The organism is Candidatus Poriferisocius sp. (assembly GCF_965202595.1).
Classification (GTDB): domain Bacteria; phylum Actinomycetota; class Acidimicrobiia; order Acidimicrobiales; family Bin134; genus Poriferisocius.
Window position 1 is genome coordinate 2,995,814 of record NZ_OZ241836.1, and the last position, 19,161, is coordinate 3,014,974.

The 19,161-nt window shown below is 61.4% G+C and carries 18 protein-coding genes; 7 read left to right on the forward strand and 11 right to left on the reverse strand.

Going from position 1 to position 19,161, the window contains the following annotated elements:
• Positions 1-17: 17 nt before the first annotated feature.
• Positions 18-1,976, reverse strand: a complete 1,959-nt coding sequence (locus tag ACOGXC_RS13705) for a DUF6049 family protein (protein WP_419918724.1) — start codon at positions 1,974-1,976, stop codon at positions 18-20.
• Positions 1,977-2,239: 263 nt separating this feature from the next.
• Here ACOGXC_RS13705 and ACOGXC_RS13710 point away from each other — a divergent pair, with 263 nt between their 5' ends.
• On the forward strand, positions 2,240-3,307 hold the full coding sequence (locus ACOGXC_RS13710) for a histone deacetylase (RefSeq protein ID WP_419918725.1): 1,068 nt from the start codon (positions 2,240-2,242) through the stop codon (positions 3,305-3,307).
• A complete protein-coding gene (locus ACOGXC_RS13715) occupies positions 3,304-4,551 on the forward strand; it encodes a CCA tRNA nucleotidyltransferase (RefSeq protein ID WP_419918726.1) in 1,248 nt (415 codons plus the stop codon). Before ACOGXC_RS13710 ends, ACOGXC_RS13715 begins: the two co-directional genes overlap by 4 nt.
• Positions 4,552-4,590: 39 nt before the next feature.
• On the opposite strand, the gene ACOGXC_RS13720 is transcribed toward ACOGXC_RS13715, so the two are convergent.
• The 5 genes from ACOGXC_RS13720 to ACOGXC_RS13740 all read right to left on the reverse strand — a co-directional run bounded on the left by ACOGXC_RS13720 (position 4,591) and on the right by ACOGXC_RS13740 (position 9,277).
• The gene (locus tag ACOGXC_RS13720) at positions 4,591-6,180 is read right to left on the reverse strand and encodes an Eco57I restriction-modification methylase domain-containing protein (protein WP_419918727.1); all 1,590 of its coding nucleotides are present in this window, start codon (positions 6,178-6,180) and stop codon (positions 4,591-4,593) included.
• A gap of 3 nt (positions 6,181-6,183) precedes the next feature.
• A complete protein-coding gene (locus tag ACOGXC_RS13725) occupies positions 6,184-7,146 on the reverse strand; it encodes a XamI family restriction endonuclease (protein ID WP_419918728.1) in 963 nt (320 codons plus the stop codon).
• 120 nt (positions 7,147-7,266) lie between these two features.
• A complete protein-coding gene (locus tag ACOGXC_RS13730; RefSeq protein ID WP_419918729.1) occupies positions 7,267-8,346 on the reverse strand; it encodes an inositol-3-phosphate synthase in 1,080 nt (359 codons plus the stop codon).
• Positions 8,347-8,486: 140 nt separating this feature from the next.
• Positions 8,487-9,116, reverse strand: a complete 630-nt coding sequence (locus ACOGXC_RS13735) for a PadR family transcriptional regulator (protein ID WP_419918730.1) — start codon at positions 9,114-9,116, stop codon at positions 8,487-8,489.
• A 23-nt stretch (positions 9,117-9,139) separates the two neighbouring features.
• Positions 9,140-9,277, reverse strand: coding sequence for a hypothetical protein (locus tag ACOGXC_RS13740; RefSeq protein WP_419918731.1), 138 nt, complete (start codon positions 9,275-9,277; stop codon positions 9,140-9,142).
• Positions 9,278-9,301: 24 nt separating this feature from the next.
• On the opposite strand from ACOGXC_RS13740, the gene ACOGXC_RS13745 reads away from it, so the two are divergent.
• The gene (locus ACOGXC_RS13745; protein WP_419918732.1) at positions 9,302-10,999 is read left to right on the forward strand and encodes an N-acyl-D-amino-acid deacylase family protein; all 1,698 of its coding nucleotides are present in this window, start codon (positions 9,302-9,304) and stop codon (positions 10,997-10,999) included.
• Between the two features lie 147 nt (positions 11,000-11,146).
• Here the strand turns inward: ACOGXC_RS13745 and ACOGXC_RS13750 are convergent, their stop codons facing one another.
• Entirely contained in the window at positions 11,147-11,398 is a 252-nt protein-coding gene (locus ACOGXC_RS13750; RefSeq protein ID WP_419918733.1) for a type II toxin-antitoxin system VapB family antitoxin, read from the reverse strand.
• 78 nt (positions 11,399-11,476) lie between these two features.
• Positions 11,477-11,941: a nuclear transport factor 2 family protein gene (locus ACOGXC_RS13755; protein WP_419918734.1), complete on the reverse strand. Its 465-nt coding sequence runs from the start codon at positions 11,939-11,941 to the stop codon at positions 11,477-11,479.
• Positions 11,942-12,037: 96 nt separating this feature from the next.
• On the opposite strand from ACOGXC_RS13755, the gene ACOGXC_RS13760 reads away from it, so the two are divergent.
• Complete coding sequence (locus ACOGXC_RS13760; RefSeq protein ID WP_419918735.1) at positions 12,038-13,534, forward strand: acetyl-CoA acetyltransferase; 1,497 nt, start codon at positions 12,038-12,040, stop codon at positions 13,532-13,534.
• On the opposite strand, the gene ACOGXC_RS13765 is transcribed toward ACOGXC_RS13760, so the two are convergent.
• The gene (locus ACOGXC_RS13765) at positions 13,427-14,581 is read right to left on the reverse strand and encodes a mechanosensitive ion channel family protein (RefSeq protein ID WP_419918736.1); all 1,155 of its coding nucleotides are present in this window, start codon (positions 14,579-14,581) and stop codon (positions 13,427-13,429) included. The genes ACOGXC_RS13760 and ACOGXC_RS13765 overlap by 108 nt on opposite strands.
• 73 nt (positions 14,582-14,654) lie before the next feature.
• Between ACOGXC_RS13765 and ACOGXC_RS13770 the strand changes: the two genes are divergently transcribed.
• Both ACOGXC_RS13770 and ACOGXC_RS13775 read left to right on the forward strand, forming a co-directional pair.
• Entirely contained in the window at positions 14,655-14,912 is a 258-nt protein-coding gene (locus ACOGXC_RS13770) for a hypothetical protein (RefSeq protein WP_419918737.1), read from the forward strand.
• Entirely contained in the window at positions 14,909-15,328 is a 420-nt protein-coding gene (locus ACOGXC_RS13775; RefSeq protein WP_419918738.1) for a type II toxin-antitoxin system VapC family toxin, read from the forward strand. The genes ACOGXC_RS13770 and ACOGXC_RS13775 overlap by 4 nt, the downstream gene beginning before the upstream one ends.
• 20 nt (positions 15,329-15,348) lie before the next feature.
• On the opposite strand, the gene ACOGXC_RS13780 is transcribed toward ACOGXC_RS13775, so the two are convergent.
• Positions 15,349-16,488 (reverse strand): acyl-CoA dehydrogenase family protein, encoded by a 1,140-nt coding sequence (locus ACOGXC_RS13780; RefSeq protein WP_419918739.1) that lies wholly within the window; start codon positions 16,486-16,488, stop codon positions 15,349-15,351.
• Positions 16,489-16,615: 127 nt separating this feature from the next.
• On the opposite strand from ACOGXC_RS13780, the gene ACOGXC_RS13785 reads away from it, so the two are divergent.
• Positions 16,616-17,350: a type 1 glutamine amidotransferase gene (locus tag ACOGXC_RS13785; protein WP_419918740.1), complete on the forward strand. Its 735-nt coding sequence runs from the start codon at positions 16,616-16,618 to the stop codon at positions 17,348-17,350.
• Between the two features lie 90 nt (positions 17,351-17,440).
• Here the strand turns inward: ACOGXC_RS13785 and ACOGXC_RS13790 are convergent, their stop codons facing one another.
• A complete protein-coding gene (locus ACOGXC_RS13790) occupies positions 17,441-19,102 on the reverse strand; it encodes an RNA-binding domain-containing protein (protein ID WP_419918741.1) in 1,662 nt (553 codons plus the stop codon).
• Between the last annotated feature and the right edge of the window lie 59 nt (positions 19,103-19,161).

The following is a 19,161-nucleotide window of genomic DNA, read 5'->3' on the forward strand; positions in this document are numbered from 1 at the left end:
ATGTCACTTTTTGACATTCAGCGGCGGCGGGACCACCAGTTGCGGGCCCACCACACCAGCAGGATGGCCAGTGCTGCGGCTGCGATACCCACCCCGGTTCCCGATAGCGAGGTGGTTCGCACCGTGAGCTGGGACTCGCCCAGGGCCAGCAGGCCGGTGGGAGAATTGACGCTGACTTTCAACACCGCATCGCCCGAGGTTTTGGCTCGTACCGCCACCTGCACCTGGGTGACACCGGGTGACAATCGCCAGAGACGGGAGTCACCGTCGGGAAAGTCGAGCTTGTCGCTGTTGAGGTCCAGACGGACGATCACGTCGTAATCCAGGTTGTTGCGGATGAGCATCGGGATGGTGCCCGATCGGCTGGTGAGGGTGATCCTCTGCTGGCTCGGGGGTTGGATGGCGGCCACGGTGTCACGCACGGTTTGGGCCACAACCCCCAGGTAGGAGTCCCGCTGGGTCTCGGTCAGGCCGTAGGCTCCCGACAGGAGCAGGGCTCGCTCCAAGGTCTCGATGAGCTGGCGCTCGGGGGTGCCCGCGGTGGCGATGGGGTCCACCATGTTCTGGTAGGACCGGGCGATGCGTTGCCCATCGCTCAACGCGGCCTCGTAGTCCTCCCCGAACCCGTTCTCCCCCGCGGGACGCACCTGCCGGAGGGTTCCGGGTTCGAGGTTCTCCACGATCTCGGCGGGGCCGGCGGCCGCCAGGATCGGGCTGGTGGTGATCTCGTCCAGCAGCGTTCCCAGGTCATCGGGATCCAGCAGTGATGCCATTGGCGGGGCCAGCACGATGCCGCGGCGTTGCTGGGGATCCTCGAACCAGCGGGCCGCCAGGTCGGCCAGCACCAGGTAGGGGGCCACCCGGCTGTCATCGGCCCGAGAGAAGTGGGCGGTTGCGGTGCTGTCGATGGCCACCGCCGGCATGGGATCGCCGACTGCGGGTAGCAAGAACGACGTTTTGGCTGAGGTGCTCGCCAGATCGTCGACCGGGTCGAGCAGGGCCTCGGGCACCAGCACCAGCCTCACCCGTTCTCGCCGGAGCCTTTGCAGCAACTCGGGGGATGCCGATGTGGTCAGCACCATGGTGGTGCGGTCGGGCGGGTGGCCGAGGTGCTCGTCCACCACCGCCGCCCCCGACTCGATCTGCCAGCCGATCTGAAGGCTCAGGTTCTGGTCGATCCACGCGTTGCTGTCCAGGGGCACGTAGGTATTGCTGGTGATGTGGCGGCTGGCCGTGGCCCTCCGGAGCCGGGCCAGCAACTCGGTGTGCTCGGGCCGGCGGCTCAGGGCCAGAGCATCGATCAGATGAGGATCCAGCGAGACCGTAACGAGGTGTTGGGGACGAAGCTGGGGATCAAGCACGTCGGCGAGCGTTTGCAGGTTCGGGCCGGTTGGTCCCAGATCCACGTTGCCCTCCTGGTCGACGGCGGGGGGACCGCTCACCGATAGCACGGTGCTCACCAGCAGGGGGGGCAGTTCGGGGTTGGATGGGGGGGTGCGCACCAAGAACGTGTGGACGGTGCCCAGGCGAGCACCGTCGGGGCCCCGGAGGTCGAGGTTTACCGGATAAACCCCCTCGGTGGGTAGGAACAGCCGGGGCCGGTCCGGCTGGTTCGCTTTGGAGTTTTGCCCACTGGTTGTGACCACCGACAACGACGAGATTCCGGTTGGGCCGGGTTCGGGGATGGGCAACCGGGAGAGCTGGTGCAGAACAGGGCTGGTGAAGGGCTCGGCCAGGCGATCCAGAAAGGCGGTGCGGGATCGGATGGGGGCTCCGATGTTGATGTCCAGGGTCGAGCCGTTGGGGGCTTCTAGCAGCCGAAGGGAGAGTTGGAAGGTGTCCTCGGCTGCCACCCAGATGCTCTGGCTGACCAGCTCGATGGAGGGGGTAGCTTGTTCAGGGTTGGTGTTGTCCTGGGCGGATGCGGCTGGGAAAACGGCCATCGGTTCGGCAATGAACAAAAGAGTCACCGCCACCGCTAGCACTCCGGCGGCGAACCGGGAGCCGGCCGGGCCTGTTGGGCAGTGTTTACGGTTCAAGGAGTATCCTGCGAACCGGGAGCCTGGCGGGCCTGTTGGGCAGTGTTTACGGTTCAAGAAGTATCTCCAGAACCTGAAGGCCGGGGGTGATTGGTTTGAAGCCCAGCCGTTTTTTGCTGCGATTGTGGTTCCAGCGTGTTGATTTTTTGCCGCGATTGTGGTTCCACCATGTCGCTGAGGCTAGTGGCCGGTGGAGCTGATTGAATTGGGAACTGGGCGATGCGGTGAATGCCGGCGGCGGCGAGTCGGGGTGGGGGTACCGTGGGGAGGTGCCGGTTCTGTGGATAGCCGATGAGCGGTGTCTGGATCATGACACCGGGCGGGCCCATCCTGAGCGGCCCGCCCGGCTGAACGCGGTGATGGGTGGGGTGCAAAAAGCCGGGCTGACCGATGCTCTTGTTGCCATCGAACCCCGTCCGGCCTCCGATGACGAGTTGCTCTCGGTGCACCACCGGTCGGTCCTCGACGCAGTGGACCGGGTGACCCGAGCCGGAGGTGGCCGGCTGGATCCCGATACGGTGCTGGCCCCCCGATCGGAAGTAGCGGCCCGGTTGGCGGCGGGTGCGGGATTGGTGGCGATCGAGAATCTGGCCGCCGGGATTGGTGATGGCGCGTTCTGCGCGGTGCGCCCGCCGGGCCACCACGCCACCCCGGTTCAATCGATGGGGTTCTGCCTGTTCAACAGCGCGGCGATCTGCGCTCGGGCGCTGGCCGACCGGGGGGAGCGGGTGCTGGTGGTGGATTACGACGCTCATCACGGCAACGGCACCCAGGACATTTTCTGGGAGGACGACCGGGTGATGTACGTCTCGTGGCACCAGCACCCCCTGTATCCAGGAACCGGTGGGATCGAGGAGCGGGGTGCCGGGGCCGGGCTGGGCACCACCATCAACCTGCCGTTACCGGCGGGGGCTACCGGCGATGTGTATCGGCGGTGCTGGGACGAGGCCGTGTTGCCGGCAGTGGAGGGTTTCTGCCCGGGCTGGCTGGTGCTGTCGGCCGGTTTCGATGCCCACCGGGCCGATCCGCTGACCAGCTTGGGTTTGACTTCAGGGGATTTTTACGACCTCACCGCCGCGGTGATCGAAGTGGTGCCCCCCGGTCGTCGGGTTGCGTTTCTGGAGGGCGGCTACAACCTGGATGCCCTGGCCGATTCGGCGGCGGCTGCGGTGGCGGCGCTGGTGGGGTCGTCCTGGCGACCGGAACCGGCCACCGCGGGTGGTCCGGGGGCCGACGTGGTGGCCGCTGCGGCCGCGCTGTTGCCGTGAGCATCGATAGTCTGATTCCGATCCGGGAGGAGGCCCGGGAGTTGGCCGAGCGGTTCGTTGCCCGCGGCCACCGGATCTACCTGGTGGGCGGGGTGGTGCGCGACGCGATTGCGGGGTTGCCACTGGGCTCGGCTTTCGACCTGGATCTCACCACCGATGCCCAGCCGGGAGTGGTCAAGTCCATCTTGGAAGGTTGGGCTGACACCCTGTGGACCCAGGGCGAGCGGTTCGGCACCGTCGGTGCTCGCCGGGGCGACCGCCGAGTCGAGATCACCACCCACCGCACCGAGCGCTACCGCCCCGGATCCCGCAAGCCCGATGTGATCTTTGCCGACGCCATCAGGGTTGACCTGTCCCGCCGTGACTTCACCATCAACTCCATGGCCGTCGAGCTGCCCTCAGGGGGCCTGGTGGACCCCTTCGACGGGGCCGGGGACCTGGTGGCCCGCCGCCTGCGCACCCCGCTCGACCCCGCAGAAACTTTCAGCGACGATCCTCTACGTATGCTGCGGGCGGCCCGCTTTCTGGCCCAGTTGGATCTGACTGCCGCCCCGAGCCTGATGGTCGCGATGGCCACCATGGCCGACCGTCTCGACATCGTGGCTCATGAGCGGATACGCGACGAGCTCGACCGGCTTCTGGCCCTGCCCAATCCCGGGCCCGGCTTTGGCCTGCTGCTCGAGACCGGTTTGGGTGAGCGCGTTCTGGGTCCGGTGGGGGACAGAGCGGCCGCTCTGTCCCGACTCTCCCGGGTCGGCGATGATCCGATGGCCCGCCTGGCCGCGCTGATGGCCGGTGGGGGATCGCTTGATCAAGTTCGGGCTGCCCTGGTCGAGAGGCGGGCCACCAACTCGACGCGCCGGAGGGTGCTCGCCGTTCTGGCCGCGGCCCGGGGTGCTCTGGATCGGCCGCCCCGAACCCTGGCCGAGTTGCGCCGTTGGGTGATCGGTGCCGGCTCCCATCTGGATCAGGCGGTGGCAGTGGCATCAACCCTGGGCGATGTTGGCACGCTGGCAACCGATGTGGCCGCCCTTCGGGAAGCCGAACCCGACCTGGGCGGTCCCCCGGTGCTGGACGGCGGGGAGATAATGACCCTGCTCGGTTTGGACCCCGGGCCCGAGGTGGGCGCAGCCGTGGAGGAACTACGCCGCCACCGCCTGGACTCCGGCCCCCTCACCCTCGAAGAAGCCCACGCCCACCTGCTGAGTTGGCAACTCCAAAAAACCTCGAAACCCAATACATAACATAAACCGTCCCCGGCCACCCGTTCCTACCTCCGCAGACTACGCAGCCGGCTCCCCGAACAACTGGGATTGCCTTTCTTTTTGTGGTCGCGCCGATTCGGGTAATAGCTCGGCAATCGACCCTGCTGGAACATTTCCCAGTTCCCTTGGTTCCAGCTTGTGAAGTCCACCACCGTAAACTCGACCCTCTCCAAGCATCATCTGTGGACAGATTTCATTGAGGAATTTCCAGACCTGCCGTTTAAGATCAGGTTGGGTTTTCAGCGCGTGCTTCAAATTTCCTTTGGGGTATAGCATCAAGTATACGTTTGCGGCTGTTGCTTCAGAATTGTTGAGTATGAAGCGAAACGGTCTGCCATCCTTCTTATCATTTCGACCAAGATAGGTACATACAAACGGAGCTGGCGGTCGGTATTCTTGTGCATACCATGGGGTTCTATGTTGACACAGGTAACGGTCAGCAATTCCTTTCGCTTTACCTTCTTCCAGGTAATCCCAGAGTTTAGGATAGTGTTTTCTGATTTCTTGTTCTTTCCATGGAGGGTCAAGTAAGAACAAACGCCGTTCCAATATGAGTTGCCCGTCTCTATCTTCTTTGACCTCATCTGTTGGCACATAACGTGGGCTTGGTAGGATCGGCTTGAACGCTTCCATCGGTAGTTCACGTCGTGCTATTTCATGTATTGGGAGAATAAAATAATCATTCCCTCCAGTAACCAAGCCCCGCTTTATTTTAAATAAATCGCTTAACACTAGCCCTTTCTTTACCTCATAGCTTTCCTTCATAGGATAACCTGTCCATTTTGGGTCACAATGTAAACTTTCAACCGAGACCAACCGTTCTAGTTTAGGTTGTTCAAGGCTTCCACCATATGTGAAGCGTACTTTATGTCCTGTTCTAGGAGGTTGATTTCGGATCCACACTATGCTAGATGACACAAGGGCATCACAGAATTGTATATCATTCGGATCAAATCTATGAACGTGTAAGAGTGTGACCTTCTCTAGTAAATATTGTTTTATAGAGGTTCCGTAATTTACATCCATGAATTCGCTTGGAATTAACCATCCAGCTAGCGCACCATCAGCCATCCATTTATGACTTAGCCCTAAGAAGTAGCAATATAATCCTGCCAATCCGCTTATTGTCACCCCACAGGCATCTTGTGTGCGCAGTTTTAATCGCTGTTTTTCAACACTAGAGATGTGGTGATGTCGCACATAAGGTGGATTACAAATTAGTAGATTAAATTTTTTATCTGCTTCTGATATGTTAGCATGTGTAAAGTCTTCTAAACGAATGTCTAGCCCTGTTTCCCCCCAAAGTTTTAACGCTGGTTCTCCATAATATGGGTCAATCTCATAACCCACAGCAGTAATAATATTTGATTGTATAAACACTTGCATTAGTGCTGAATAGAAAGAGCCAGTCCCTATTGCTGGGTCAATGAAATGGATTTCCTCATTTTCATCTAGATGCTTTTTTGCAAAACGTTGTATGTCGATAGCTAAAGTAGTGGGTGTCGCAAACTGGCCCATGTAGTTCCGCACAGTGTTGTCTCTTTGTGAGTCAAGCTCATCCTGTATTACTAGTCGTTGCTTTTCTAGCTCTGAAACTGCTTCATTCATAGTTCATAGTCCAACATTTTTAAAGTCATTTATACGATGTTCCCAAACCCAGTCAATTCCTTCAGCTGCCTCATAACCAAGATAACCACTATCAAAATATCCACACAAGAACAAAATATAACGAACATTATGACCGTAGGTACGGCGCAATTGGTTCACCTTCATAGCTTCTTCTTTGCGTCTTTTGTTTACATTTGTAAAATCCCCTGCTGACTTTGCCTCGATAAACAATGGTAGTTCACCATCTTTAGCTATTTTGGGCATGACTACCACATCTATTGAGATAAACACTGTTTTGGAAGATTTTCCCTGTGTAACTGGGATGTTGAGTCGAAATAAGTACGTTCCTGGTTGTAATTTGTCATACTGTGTAGCCTCACCTGTCGGTAGATGTTTATAACCTGATGCAGTCAACCATTCATCAATTTTAGCAAGTTGACGCTTTTCTTGTGCGTTACGAATGATCGGATTTGCAACAGTTCCACACAGGCGGTCAGCTACAATTGTCGCTGCTCGATATAATTCTTGTTCAGATGGGTCATCCCCACGCTCCAGCCAAACGAAAACATCTGGGTCAGTCATTTTTTTGATTATATGGCTGACCTTCTTGAGCTCACTATCTAGTTCATGTTGTGCCATTCGCATTGGAAGTCGGTTATGTTTTTCCATTGTTCGGACTAAATTACTGGAAACACCGGCAAGGCCAATAAGTCTATCCACAGCTAGAGGTGGGGAAGTAGACATTCTAAGTGATGGTAAGGCTGAAGGTTTTGCCTTTAGCAAATCTATCCCAATATTAGTTAGATTATTTGTCGCTTTAAAAGTTTTCTCGACATCCTTTACGGTCTGTATCCGTGTCGAACGGTAAACTTCAGGTGCAAAATGTATGAACCAATCGTTGTACATATCTACTGACAGCGTAATATCCTGTTTCCACCTATCTGGTTTGTCCCTGTTGGCTGTCATGACTTTTTAGTATACTAGATGTTAGGTGTGCTATGAAGGGGGAGCTATCGCAGTTGCCAAAAGCTAGTTTTCCCGAGGAATCGGATCCTGCTTTGGCGGGTCATCTTAGTTTGCTGCTTTCTAGCTGATCTCGCCCCGGGCGTAGGCTTCGACCATCTCGCGGGCAACCTCGTCGCGGTACTGGATGGGGGGGCTTTTCATGAAGTAGGCGGACGGGCCCAGCAGGGGGCCACCGATGCCGTGGTCCAGGCCGAGTTTGGCGCAGCGCAGGGCATCGATGATGACACCAGCGGAGTTGGGGGAGTCCACCACCTCCAGCTTGAGTTCGATGTTCAGGGGTACGTCACCGAAGCCCCGGCCTTCGAGACGGATGTGTGCCCATTTCCGGTCGTTCAGCCAGGGGACGTGGTCGCTTGGCCCTATGTGCACATCTTCGTCGGAGATGCCATTGTCGATCTGGCTGGTGACCGACTGGGTCTTGGATATCTTCTTGGACACCAGCCGGGACCGCTCCAGCATGTTCATGAAGTCCATGTTGCCGCCGAAGTTGAGCTGGTAGGTATGGTCGAGTTCCACCCCCCGGTCCTCGTAGAGCCGAGCCAGGGTGCGATGCAAGATGGTGGCTCCCACCTGGCTCTTGATGTCGTCGCCCACCACCGGTAGCCCCGCATCGGTGAAGCGTTGGGCCCATTCGGGATCGGAGGCGATGAACACCGGTATGGCGTTCACGAAGGCCACCCCGGCCTCCAGGCAGCACTCGGCGTAGTAACGCTGGGCCTCCTCGGAGCCCACCGGCAAGTAGGAGATGAGCACATCGGCCCCGGCCTGCCGCAGCGCCTCGGCCACATCCACCGGCTCGGCCGGGGACTCCTCGCACTGGGTGCGGTAGTACTCGCCAAAACCATCCAGGGTGGGGGCTCGAAGCACTTGCACCCCGAGTTCCGGTACGTCGCAAAATTGAACGGTGTTGTTGGGGGCAGCGCTTATGGCCTTGCCCAGGTCCAAACCGACCTTGGAGGCATCCACGTCGAAAGCGGCCACCGGCTCGACGTCATTGATGTGGTAACCCCCCAGCACTACGTGCATGAGACCGGGTACGTGATCGTCGGGTTCTGCGTCGGCGTAGTAATGGAGTCCCTGCACCAGGGAGCTGGCACAGTTGCCGACACCGGCTATGGCGATGCGGATTGGTTTGTGCATGATTGGCACCTTTCTAACTTTCCAAGTTGTCCTGACCGGCGTGCAAGCGGTCGATCATGGGGTTGGACCCGGGTTCGGTATCGCGCAAGCGGTCGATCATGGGGTATCGGGTCCGGGTTCGGTATCGCGCAAGCGGTCGATCATGGGGTATCGGGTCCGGGTTCGATCTGGAGTGAGCGGTCGATCATGGGTTCGGTCTCGCCCTGCTGGTGGTTGCGCTCGGTGGCGATCAACCGGTCGAGCCAGGCCAGATCGTGCTCCAGGCGCTCCCGGTCTCGTTGGAACAGGGACCGCACATAGGGATCGGTGGATTGTTCGGGGTTGCGTCGTCCCCTGGCTTGCAGGCCCATCAAGTGGGCTCGGCGCAGCTCCAGCAGTTCCAGTCGCCGGTCGGGGGACAAGAAGCGGCAGAAGGCGAGCTGCAAGCGGAAGCGTCGCTCGTTGCTGGCATCCTCCTGGAGCAGTTCCAGAAGGTGGGATTCACCGGCTTCGGTGATGTGGTACACCTTGCGGGTCCGGCCCGACTTGGACCGTCCGCTGCGGCGACGGGTACGACGGGCCCGCCCGGCGGCGGTTGGATCGTCCGGGTCCGAGGTCGGCACCACTGCGGTCGAACTCACCCAGCCGCCCCGCTCCAGCCGAGCCAACGCGGGGTACAGGGCCCCGAACGAGGTGGCATATCCTCCGACCAGAGTCTTGAGACGCTTGTTCAGCTCGTAGCCGTGAAGGTCGCCCTCCTTGAGCAGTCCGAGCACGGCCAGATCCAACATGGAACCGCGATTATATCTATTCGCTATAACTTTTCAACTAGTCGGCGCGCTATGTCTATGACTATATCTATTATGACTATGTCCACGATGGGATTGTCCACGATGGGATTGTCCACGATGGGATTGTCCACGATGGGATTGTCCACGATGGGACTCAGCATGGCCCCGTTCCCTATCGTTTGCCCATGTCCGACCTGATCATCCGGGGCGGTGACCTGATCGATGGCACCGGTCACCCGGCTCGACCCGCTGATATACGCATCCGGAGCGGCGTTGTCGCCGAGGTGGGTCCGGGCCTGGTTCCCGATGGCGAGACCGAGTTGGATGCCGGTGGTTGCTATGTGTCCCCCGGCTTCATCGATTCCCACACCCACCTGGATCCTTCGATGTTCTGGGATCGGGGGTGCGACCCCATGCCCCAGCATGGTGTGACCACCGCGCTGATCGGCAACTGCTCGCTGTCGCTGGCCCCGGCCATGCCCGAGCAGTTGCACGAACTCATCGACGTGTTCTGCTACATCGAGGACATGCCGGTGGCCGACTTCGAGTCGGGCATCCCCTGGACCTGGGGATCATGGTGCCAGTACCGGGATGCCATGAACGACGGGGGCATCGCGCTGAACATGGCCTCGCTGATCGGCCACTCCATGCTGAGGATCTACGTGATGGGCGACGATGCCTGGACTCGGGAGGCCACCGCCGAGGAGATAGAGGCCATGGCCACCGAGCTGGCCGATGCCATGAGCGCGGGTTGCTATGGCTTCAGCACCTCGTTCTTCGACCTGGACCGGCGCAGCCGCCCGGTGCCCAGCCGGTTGGCCTGCGACACCGAGTTGGGCGCACTGGCCGATGTGCTGGCTGCGACCGGGCAGGGTTTGGTGGAGTTCATCCCCAACCTCACCGGCGATGACCCCCACGGCGACATCCGCCGCATGGCTGGAATCCTCGGTCCCCGGGGAGTCACCTCCATCTGGAACGGGCTCCTGCACACCGACATGGCCCCGACTCGCTCCGAGGAGTTCATGGCCCTCACCCAGGACATCCGGGACGGGGGCTGTGACATGTGGCCCATAGCCTCGCCCCGCACGCTGGACCTCAACGTGAGTTGGGAGCAGACCATGGTGTTCATGATGCTGCCCAAGGGCTGGAACCAGATCATGGGGGTGAGCGGGCAGACCCGGCGGGAGATGCTGGCCGATCCCGGTTGGCGGGAGACAGCTCGCACCGAGTGGGACATCACCGAGAAGTCGCTGTTCCCCATCAATCGTCCCGATTTTGTGCGGTTCACCTCGGTCACCCGTCCCGGCAACGAGTGCTGGCTGGGGCGCTCGCTGGCCGATCTGACCGAGGCCCGGGGTGGCCATCCATCCGACGTGTTCGCCGACTGGATTATCGAGAACGATCTGGAGCCCGGGGTGGTGGCCATGGGGGTGAGCAACAGCAACGTCGGCGGGGTGGCCAAGATGATCTCCGACGACCGCTGCCTCATCAGCGCCTCCGATGCCGGGGCCCATGTGCAGATGATGTGTGCGGCGGGCGACACCACCCTGCTTTTGACCCGCCACGTGCGCGACCGGGGCGACCTCGAACTGGAACACGCGGTGTACGGGATCACCGGCCGTCAAGCCGAGATCATGGGGTTCAACGACCGGGGTCGCCTGCTGCCCGGATACGCCGGTGACGTGACGGTGTTCGATCTGAATGAGCTGTCGTGGGACACCGACAGCTTCGTGTCCGATCTGCCCTCGGGTGCCCCCCGCCTGCGTCGCCCACCCGGCGGCTACCGGGCCACGGTGGTCAACGGGGTGCTCACCCAGGTGGAGGGAACCCTCACCGGGGCCAACCCCGGCACCGTGCTCGATTCCAACACCCCTGCTCCCTGAGATCTCCCTAGCCCAGCACTTCCATCAGTACTGGTTCGGTTACCGCTACATCGTCGGCGTTTTTGGCGATCAGTGCGGCCAAGTGGCGGTGGAGGGGGGAATTACCGGCTCGGTCATACTCTACCCAGGCGGATGTGTCGGCAAGGATCACGAGCTGGAACGGTCTAGCGAGCGAGGACCTCTGTCGGGTGGTACTTGATCTATATCACCTGCACCCTGACCATTCAGGACTTCCTGAATGGTCAGGGGTTGACCAGCTAGGTGTCGAAGAGCGAGGTGAACCGCCTCAGTTTTAGTGCGCGCCCCGTAGCGGCGCATGATGATATCAACGAGTCCGTTATCGAGTTCGATGTTGGTTCGGGTTCTGCAACTGGTCTGATCCACGAAAATACAATACACCTATGTGGTGTGCCTGGTGTAGATATAACTCAAATGCCAGGGGATTCAAAGCAAATCACCCCTGTTGATCGGTTCCTGCTAGTCGAGGTTCTGGGCGCGTGCCGAGTTTTGGGCACCCCAACTGCCGGGGATGCAACCGTCCATGGTCACCAATCGTTCGGTGAACATCCAGCGGCCGTCCACCACCCCGTAGCGGTCGATGTAGCGACCCCAGTGGTCGAGGCCGTGCTCCATGATGACGTGGTAGTAGCAGCGGCCCCGGGCCTCGGTGGGTGAGAGAACATCGATCTGGTGGGTGGCGGTGAGGTGGCGGATGTACTTGGGGGTGCCGCCGCCAATCTCGGCCAGGGTCTCCCTCGCCCCGGTGAAGATGGTACGGATCTCGTCGATTCCCACCTTCGTGCCGTGCATGGGGGTGTGCATCACCGCGCCGGGGGCGAACAGGTCCATCACCTGGTCGAAGCGGCCCGAGTCGCCGTTGGCGTTGTACCGCCCCACCAGATCACGGATCGATTCCCGAGCGATCAACTCCCAAAGTTCCATGGCCCGACGCTACAACCTGGCCTTGGTCTGGTTTGGCCTTGGTCTCAGCGAGGCCTCTCCCGCAGCCCGCTGGAAGTGTTGGGTTAGGGTTCAAGAGTGACTGTTTCTGATCGAACTCCGGTACTGGTGGGGGCGGCGACGGCTGCTCAGCGGTTCGACGACCCCTCAAAAGCATCGGAGGCGGTGGCGCTGATGGCCCAGGCCCTGGTGGCCGCCGCCGATGACGCTGGTGCCGGCCGGCTTCTGGGCCGACTCGACCAGGTGAGGGTTACCAAGGGCACCTGGGGCTATTCCGATCCGGCCCGCTGGGTGGCCGAAGCAGTGGGGGCAACCCGGGCTCGCAGCCATCTGGCCGATGTGGGCATATTGCAGACAGCGGTGATGGGCGATGCCGCCGCCGCCATCGCATCGGGGACCGCCGATGTGGTGGCCGTGGTGGGTGGGGAGGCCAAGCATCGGGCCCTGAGGGCATCCATCACCGGTAAGGATGCTCCCGATACCGACCAGGGTGGGGTCGAACCCGATGAGCTGGTGACCCCCCAGGGCATGATTATCAGCCGGGCCGAGATCGACAAGGGGCTGGTGATGGCCACCCACCACTACGCCATGATCGAAAATGCCCGCCGATTCGCCGACGGTCAGACCATCGAGGAGCACCGAGCCGAGGTGTCCAATCTGTGGGCCCGCTTCGCCCAGGTGGCCGCGGCCAATCCCGATGCCTGGTTCCGGGACGGATTGGATGCGGCGGCCATTGCCACGCCCGCCAACGGCAACCGGATGCTGGCCTGGCCCTACACCAAATGGCACAACTCGCAGTGGAATGTGGATCAGGCCGGAGCCCTGATTTTTTGCTCGGCGGGTACCGCCCGAGCGCTGGGTGTTCCCGCAAATCGCTGGGTGTTCCCCTGGGCGGCGGCCGAGTCCAACCACGTGGTGGCGGTTACCGAGCGCCCCGAACTCCACCGCAGCCCGGGTTTTGCCCACGCGGGCCGGGCCTTGGCCGACCACACTGGGGTGGCTCCCAACGAGATGGATCACGTGGACCTTTATTCCTGCTTCCCCATAGCCGTGCGCACCCAGGCCCTGGAGCTGGGTATCGATATTGCCGGGGAGCGAAGTCCAACCGTGACCGGAGGCATGACCTGGGCGGGAGGGCCACTCAACAACTACGTGATCCAGGCCGCGGTCAAGCTCGCCCAGGTGCTTCGGGCCGACCCTGGATCCACCGGCCTTTTGACCTCCATCAGCGGGATGATCACCAAGCAGGGGGTGAGCGCCTGGTCAACCGAGCCGCCATCCCAGCCGTTCGCCAACCTGGATGTGACCCGAACCGTGGCCGGCGAACTGCGGCCCAAGCCCTACCGGGTGGGGGAGGGAGAGGGGGAGGGGGAGCAGGCCACGGTGGTGTCCTACACGGTGATCTGGGGGCGAGAAGGCCCCGAACGGGCTGTGGTCATCGGTGAATTCGCCGACGGTGCCCGAACCCTACTCGTCTCCTCCATCCCCACCGTCATGGCTGCCGCTGTGGCCGGAGAGTTCTGCGGGCGCTTCGTCGTCGCCGCTGGCGACGGGTCGTTTATGCCCATCGACTGAATCGGGTAACCGCCGCGGCTCGGCACCATCGGTGTCGCTCTCATTGCGGATCCATACGGTGCGCTGGGGGAAGGGGATCTCGATGCCGGCCTCGTCGAAGGCCTTCTTGATGCGGGCCCGCAGGATGCGGCCCACCCCCCACTGCTCGCTGGGATCGGTCTTGGCCACCAGGCGGATAACCACGGCATCGTTACCCAGCTCCTGAACCCCCCACACCGAGGGCTCCTCCAAGATGGTGGCATCGGGGTTGTTCTCCCGCCACAGCTCATCCGCCACTGCCTTCATGATCCCGCTGGCCTGGTCGATGTCGGTGTCGTAGCTGACACCGATGTCCAGGATGGCGCGCGCCCAGAGCTGCGAGTGGTTGGCCGTCCGGCGGATCTCCCCGTTGGGAACCGTCCACACCACGCCGCCCACGTCCCGGAGGGTGGTGGTGCGCAGGCTGACCTTCTCGATGGTGCCGGAGGTATCGCCCACATCCACCACGTCGCCCACCCCGAACTGGTCCTCCATGAGAATGAACATGCCGGCCAGAAAGTCCCGCACCAGCGATTGGGCACCGAAGCCCACCGCCAGGCCGGCGATACCGGCCCCGGCAATCAGGGGGGCCAGGTCGATGCTCAACTCGCTCAGGCACAACAGCGCGGCCACCGCCAGGATGAGCGCGGTTGCCAGGCTCTTCAACACGTCGGCAATGGTCTTGATGCGTTGCGTGCTGCGTTCCTGGCGCTCGTGGATCATGTTGAGGGCCTTGGCCGCTCGGGCTCCGAAGTCCAGCTTGCCGGCGTGCTCGAGCTTCTCCTCGGTGTCGCTCTCGGCCTGGCGCACCAGCCGGCTCACCGCTCGCTCGATCAGCTTGTGGGCGATCTTCTTGATGATCCAGGCGACCAGCAGGATGAGGATGATTCGCAGGGGCCGCTCCACCACCCAGCCGATGATCTCGGCGAGCCGCTCGTTCTCGGTGTTGTCGAAGACCAGCTCGCAGAAAAATCCCGGATCGGGACCGCAGGCATCGTTGACGGTTGCGCCAGGAACTACCAGAGCCATTGCCCTAGCGTACCGGCAGGTGGCGATTCGGGGTCAGTCCACGCATCCACCGTAATGATGTTATGATATCATTATGAGAGCGATCGTGACGCTGCCCGACCATCTTCATGCCAGAGCCAAGCAACGTGCGGCAGAACTCGGCATCAGTTTTGCAGAGTTCTCCCGCCGCCTGTTCGAGAAAGAGCTCAACGAACCCCAGCCTCAGGGCGACATTGACGCGATCTGCGGAATCGTTGATGGGGTGTCTTTCGATATGGCCCGTGACGGTGGGCAGATCGTTGCCGAGGCGGTAAGCAAGCTTTGCGCAAGCGGATCACCCAATAGAACGTGAACCATTCCTATGTTGACACCTCAGCCTGGGTGTCAATGGCTGTTCGGGCCGAGGTGTCTCACCAACGGGTCGCGGCTGCTCTGCGTTATCGTCAGGGCCGCATTGTTACTAGCGACCATGTGCTGCAAGAAACGTGGACAGTCATGCGTTACCGTCATGGTTTTGGGCCGGCTGAGAAGCTTGTCAACGCCATACGTAACGGGATCGCCACTATTGAGGTTTCTCGATTGGCCGACCTGGAGGTAGCGGCCACGATCGGTAAAGCATTCGCGGATCAGGACTTCTCGCTGTCGGACCGCACAAGTTGGGCCATCATGGAGCGGCTGGGTATCACCGATGTGGTTACGCTTGGCAACGACTTCCGCATCTATCGGTTCGGCCCTAACCGCCGCCGTGCCTTCACCGTATCCCCTTGATGCTGGTGCTGTTCGGTGGGTTAAGGAGCGTCGAGGGGGTTGTCGGGAGCGGTGTCGAGGAGGGCTCGGCCCAGCTCCAGGGCGGGGCCGGTGCCGGCGAAGATGTGCTGGGTGCCGGCGTGGATGTCCCGGAATGCCCGCTGGAGGCCGCCCGAGCGCAGAGCGTCGGTGCCGGCCAGCAGGTAGGCCCGGCGCAGGATGTCGGCCCCCTCCTGGGTTACGAACACGGTGGCCTGGCGGGTGAGGATCACGTCCATCGGGTCCACCTCACCGGTGTCACCAACGGTGCGCTCGGCGGTGGCGAAGGTTTCGTGGAGCCAGCCGCGGGCGGCCCGGAAGCGGGACTCCAGCTCCCCGATCTCATGCACGAAACGCTCGTTCTGGGCCAGCATGGTGGCATCACCCATGCGTTGCTTGGAGCGGGCCACCGAATAAAGCTCGTCGAGACCCCGACGTACCACCCCGATGGCGAACCCGGCGTGGCCGGCGGCGGTGAGCGGCATCACCCCGAGCTTGTAGAGGGGGCCACCCCGGTGCACGGTCAGGTTGAACATGTCGAAGGTGGCTGTGGCGGGCACGAACACGTCCTCGAGGGTGTAGTCGTAGCTGGCGGTGGCCTGGAGGCCCATCACCTCCCAGTTGCCGGTGATCCGGGCCTTCTCCACCGGGTAGATGGCGAACAGGTAGCGGGGATCCACGCCCTCGGGTTCGACGGTTAGCACCCCGGCCCCGGCCCACTGGGCATGGTTGATGCCGCTTCCGAACGAGTAGCGCCCCTTGATCCGGAAGCCGTCGCCGTCGGGGGTGGCGGTGCCGTTGGGGGCGAACTGCCCGGCCGACAGGGGCACCCCATCGGCGAACATCCGGTTGACGTGCTCATCGGGGCACCAGGCTGCGAAGTAGGCCGTTGCCGCGCAACTGGCCATCAGGCACCAGCCAACCGAGCCGTCGGCCCGGGAGATCTCGCTCCATATGTCGATGCAGTCGTTGACGGGAATCTCCAGCCCGCCCACCGCGGCGGGCACCATCACCTTGTGCAGCTCGGCATCGACCAGGGCGTTGACCGTCTCCGGGGGGATGGGCAGCCCTTCGCTCTTGGTCGCGTTCTCGTCGATCAGCGAGCGCAGTTCCCGGGCTCGATCCAGGTAAATACCGGCCATGCCCCAAACCCTAGTTGCGTGGTCGGGAGGGACCTGAATGTTCATAATTCCGTCGCGATGGACCCCCTGGTTGTGATCCTGCTGGTTGTGTGGTCGGAGGTTGAGGCGGGGTGAGCAGAATATGGGCATGGGCCGAAGTTGGAGATTGCTGGTGTTCCAGCACATCGAGTGTGAGCACCCGGGCAGCCTGCGGGAGGGATTGAGAGCCGACGGGGTGGACTGCACGGTGGTGGAGCTGGATGCCGGGGATGCCATCCCGCCGCTGGAGGACCATGACGCCCTGTGGGTGATGGGTGGCCCGATGAATGTGTGGGACACCGGCGAGCACCCGTGGCTGGTGGCCGAGAAGCAGGCCATACGGCGCTGGGTCGGGGAGCTGGAAAGGCCGTTTCTGGGGCTGTGCCTCGGTCACCAGTTGCTGGCCGATGCCTTGGGCGGAGCATGCGGCCCGCAGCGTCCCCCGGAGATCGGGGTGATGGAGGTGCAGCTCACCGCGGCCGGCCGGGCCGACCCGGTGTTCGACAAGATGCCGGCTCGCCAGCGGGTGCTGCAATGGCACTCGGTGCAGGTGGTGAACCCGCCGCCGGCCGCCGTGGTGCTGGCCGAGTCCCCGGGGTGTCCGAATCAGGCCATGCGGGTGGGCCCCCGGGCGTGGTCCATGCAGTACCACGTCGAGGTTGAACCCACCACGGTGCGGAACTGGGCGGCGGTGCCCGCCTACCGCCGGGCGTTGGAGGCCGAACTCGGCCCCGATGCCCTCGACCGGATGGCTGCCGATGCCGACCGCAATCTCGACGACTTCGCCACCTCCGCCGCCCACCTCTACCGCAACTTCGTCACCGCCGCGGGCCTGGGTATTTGAGCCCCCTATCCGGTTAGGATGTGGGGAGAGCCTGGCACCGAGGCCTTACCCTGCATCCGGTCAGGAGGTTCTTCGGCGGCAGTTATGCGGTTACACCGGGTGATAGCGGGCAGTTCGACGAGTGCCGGTCATGCGGAGCTTACCCTCTTCAACCATCCGGCGTAATAGCCGTGAGGCCTGGTCGGGTGAGAGTCGACACAGCTCGGCAGCTTGGCTCCTTGTGATAAATCCATGTTCGGTGGCGTATGCCAACATCATCTGTTCCTGCTGGAAAGGGGCGAAACCGCGAATGCGCACATAATTGACTGGTTCGCCTACTTCTCTGTAGAGTTCGGCAGTAAGGTGGTAGGCACGACTCCTCCCTTCGCCCCGAGCTTCCAGAAGCCCGCCCTCTACCAGGTTGTTGAGTACCGATCGTGCTTCGGCAGGCAAGATATTCAATAGTTGAGCAGCGTGGGTCGAAGTTATGAGCCTTTCCGATTCCACTTCGTGGAGGATTTGAAGCTTGCGAAGGTCAAGGGGCCTGTTGGCGCGTGCCTCGCGGGCGACAAAAGCAGCAAACTTTCGGTCCGCTGAAGCGCCCGACACCCTTACTTCGACCCATTCTTGGGTTGATCGCGAGTAATCAGGTTGCGGCCGCCCGAGCGCGAGCTGGGATCGGTAGACCCGGTTGATGCCGCGGCCGGTGCGCTCAACGAGGCCAGCCCGCTTGAACGCATCGGCGATTCGGGGGTTGCGTGCCTGTGGCGGCGCTGTAAGCAGGTTGTTGATGGTGATGCCATCAGGAAATCCGCCTGGGCTGCTGACCGATAGCGTGGTGTCCTCAATCGCGATACGCACCTGGCCGTTGACCGAATAGTTGCGATGCACGAGGGCGTTGGCGATCAACTCTCGCACTGTGACCTCCGAGTAGCGGGGGAGGTCAAGTCGGAAGAGCCCATCTTGTATTTCTTCCTCCGGGTTGTAGGGCTGCACAGCGTCAACCAGTTCGAGCATCGCCTTCATAAGTGGTGCTCGCAGGTTGCGGTTGGCTTGGACTGTGTAATGGGCATCAAGTGCCTGAAATACAACCGCGTGGGTAGGTACGAATTTTTCCAGCACCTTCTGAGTACCGAAGATAAGAGCTGCGCCAAGCGTTGGGACGTTATCGCTAGAAAGGAGCCCTAGAGCGGAGAGAAGATCTCCGTTGGAGAGGTTGGACAGCACAGCGTCACCACTTTCTCCGGCCAGGGAGCGGAACCGATCCAGCTCTCCGGGATCCAGATCTTCGGTTTGCAGACCATTCAGAGGTAGCTCCGACAGGTCGTGCCTGCCAAGTGTGCTGATCCGAGCCTGGACTTCATGAGGGTACATGGGCCGACATTCGGGTTTGCCGTGCACGTCGGTAGCTCTGCGCAGGTAGCGCCCTGAAGAAGTAGCTACGACCGTTGGTGCTTTTGGTACCCGCACAACTACCACTTCCGTGCCGCCCAATTTCGCGACACTCACCTCAACTGTGATAGTGGGCGAAGTTTTGTTGGCCACCATGGCCACAATGCGGTGAACATGGGTAACGCCATCGTGCCGAGGCGGAACTCCGACGATGTTGCCGTTGTCGTCCACACCGATGAGGAGCCAGCCGCCGTCACCGTTGGTGAGGCACACCACTGCTTCGACCAACTCATCGTCGGTGACATCGCGCTTGAACTCGATTTCATGGGTTTCGCCTCTGGCAACCAGGGTGGCAACCAAGGTGATAAGATCTTCAGCCACGGCGAAAACTTTATCACAGCCCTTTGCGTTTTAGTTTTTGAGGCCTGAAAACACGCAAA

Bases quoted from the DNA above. Each gene is read 5' to 3' on its own strand.
- ACOGXC_RS13735 (WP_419918730.1), bottom strand. From the start codon at position 9,116: ATGTTGGATCTGGCCGTGCTCGGACTGCTCAAGGAGGGCGACCTTCAC.
- ACOGXC_RS13755 (WP_419918734.1), bottom strand. From the start codon at position 11,941: ATGGAACTTTGGGAGTTGATCGCTCGGGAATCGATCCGTGATCTGGTG.
- ACOGXC_RS13770 (WP_419918737.1), top strand. From the start codon at position 14,655: ATGAGAGCGATCGTGACGCTGCCCGACCATCTTCATGCCAGAGCCAAG.
- ACOGXC_RS13745 (WP_419918732.1), top strand. From the start codon at position 9,302: ATGTCCGACCTGATCATCCGGGGCGGTGACCTGATCGATGGCACCGGT.
- ACOGXC_RS13780 (WP_419918739.1), bottom strand. From the start codon at position 16,488: ATGGCCGGTATTTACCTGGATCGAGCCCGGGAACTGCGCTCGCTGATC.
- ACOGXC_RS13785 (WP_419918740.1), top strand. From the start codon at position 16,616: ATGGGCCGAAGTTGGAGATTGCTGGTGTTCCAGCACATCGAGTGTGAG.
- ACOGXC_RS13720 (WP_419918727.1), bottom strand. From the start codon at position 6,180: ATGAATGAAGCAGTTTCAGAGCTAGAAAAGCAACGACTAGTAATACAG.
- ACOGXC_RS13730 (WP_419918729.1), bottom strand. From the start codon at position 8,346: ATGCACAAACCAATCCGCATCGCCATAGCCGGTGTCGGCAACTGTGCC.
- ACOGXC_RS13725 (WP_419918728.1), bottom strand. From the start codon at position 7,146: ATGACAGCCAACAGGGACAAACCAGATAGGTGGAAACAGGATATTACG.
- ACOGXC_RS13765 (WP_419918736.1), bottom strand. From the start codon at position 14,581: ATGGCTCTGGTAGTTCCTGGCGCAACCGTCAACGATGCCTGCGGTCCC.
- ACOGXC_RS13740 (WP_419918731.1), bottom strand. From the start codon at position 9,277: ATGCTGAGTCCCATCGTGGACAATCCCATCGTGGACAATCCCATCGTG.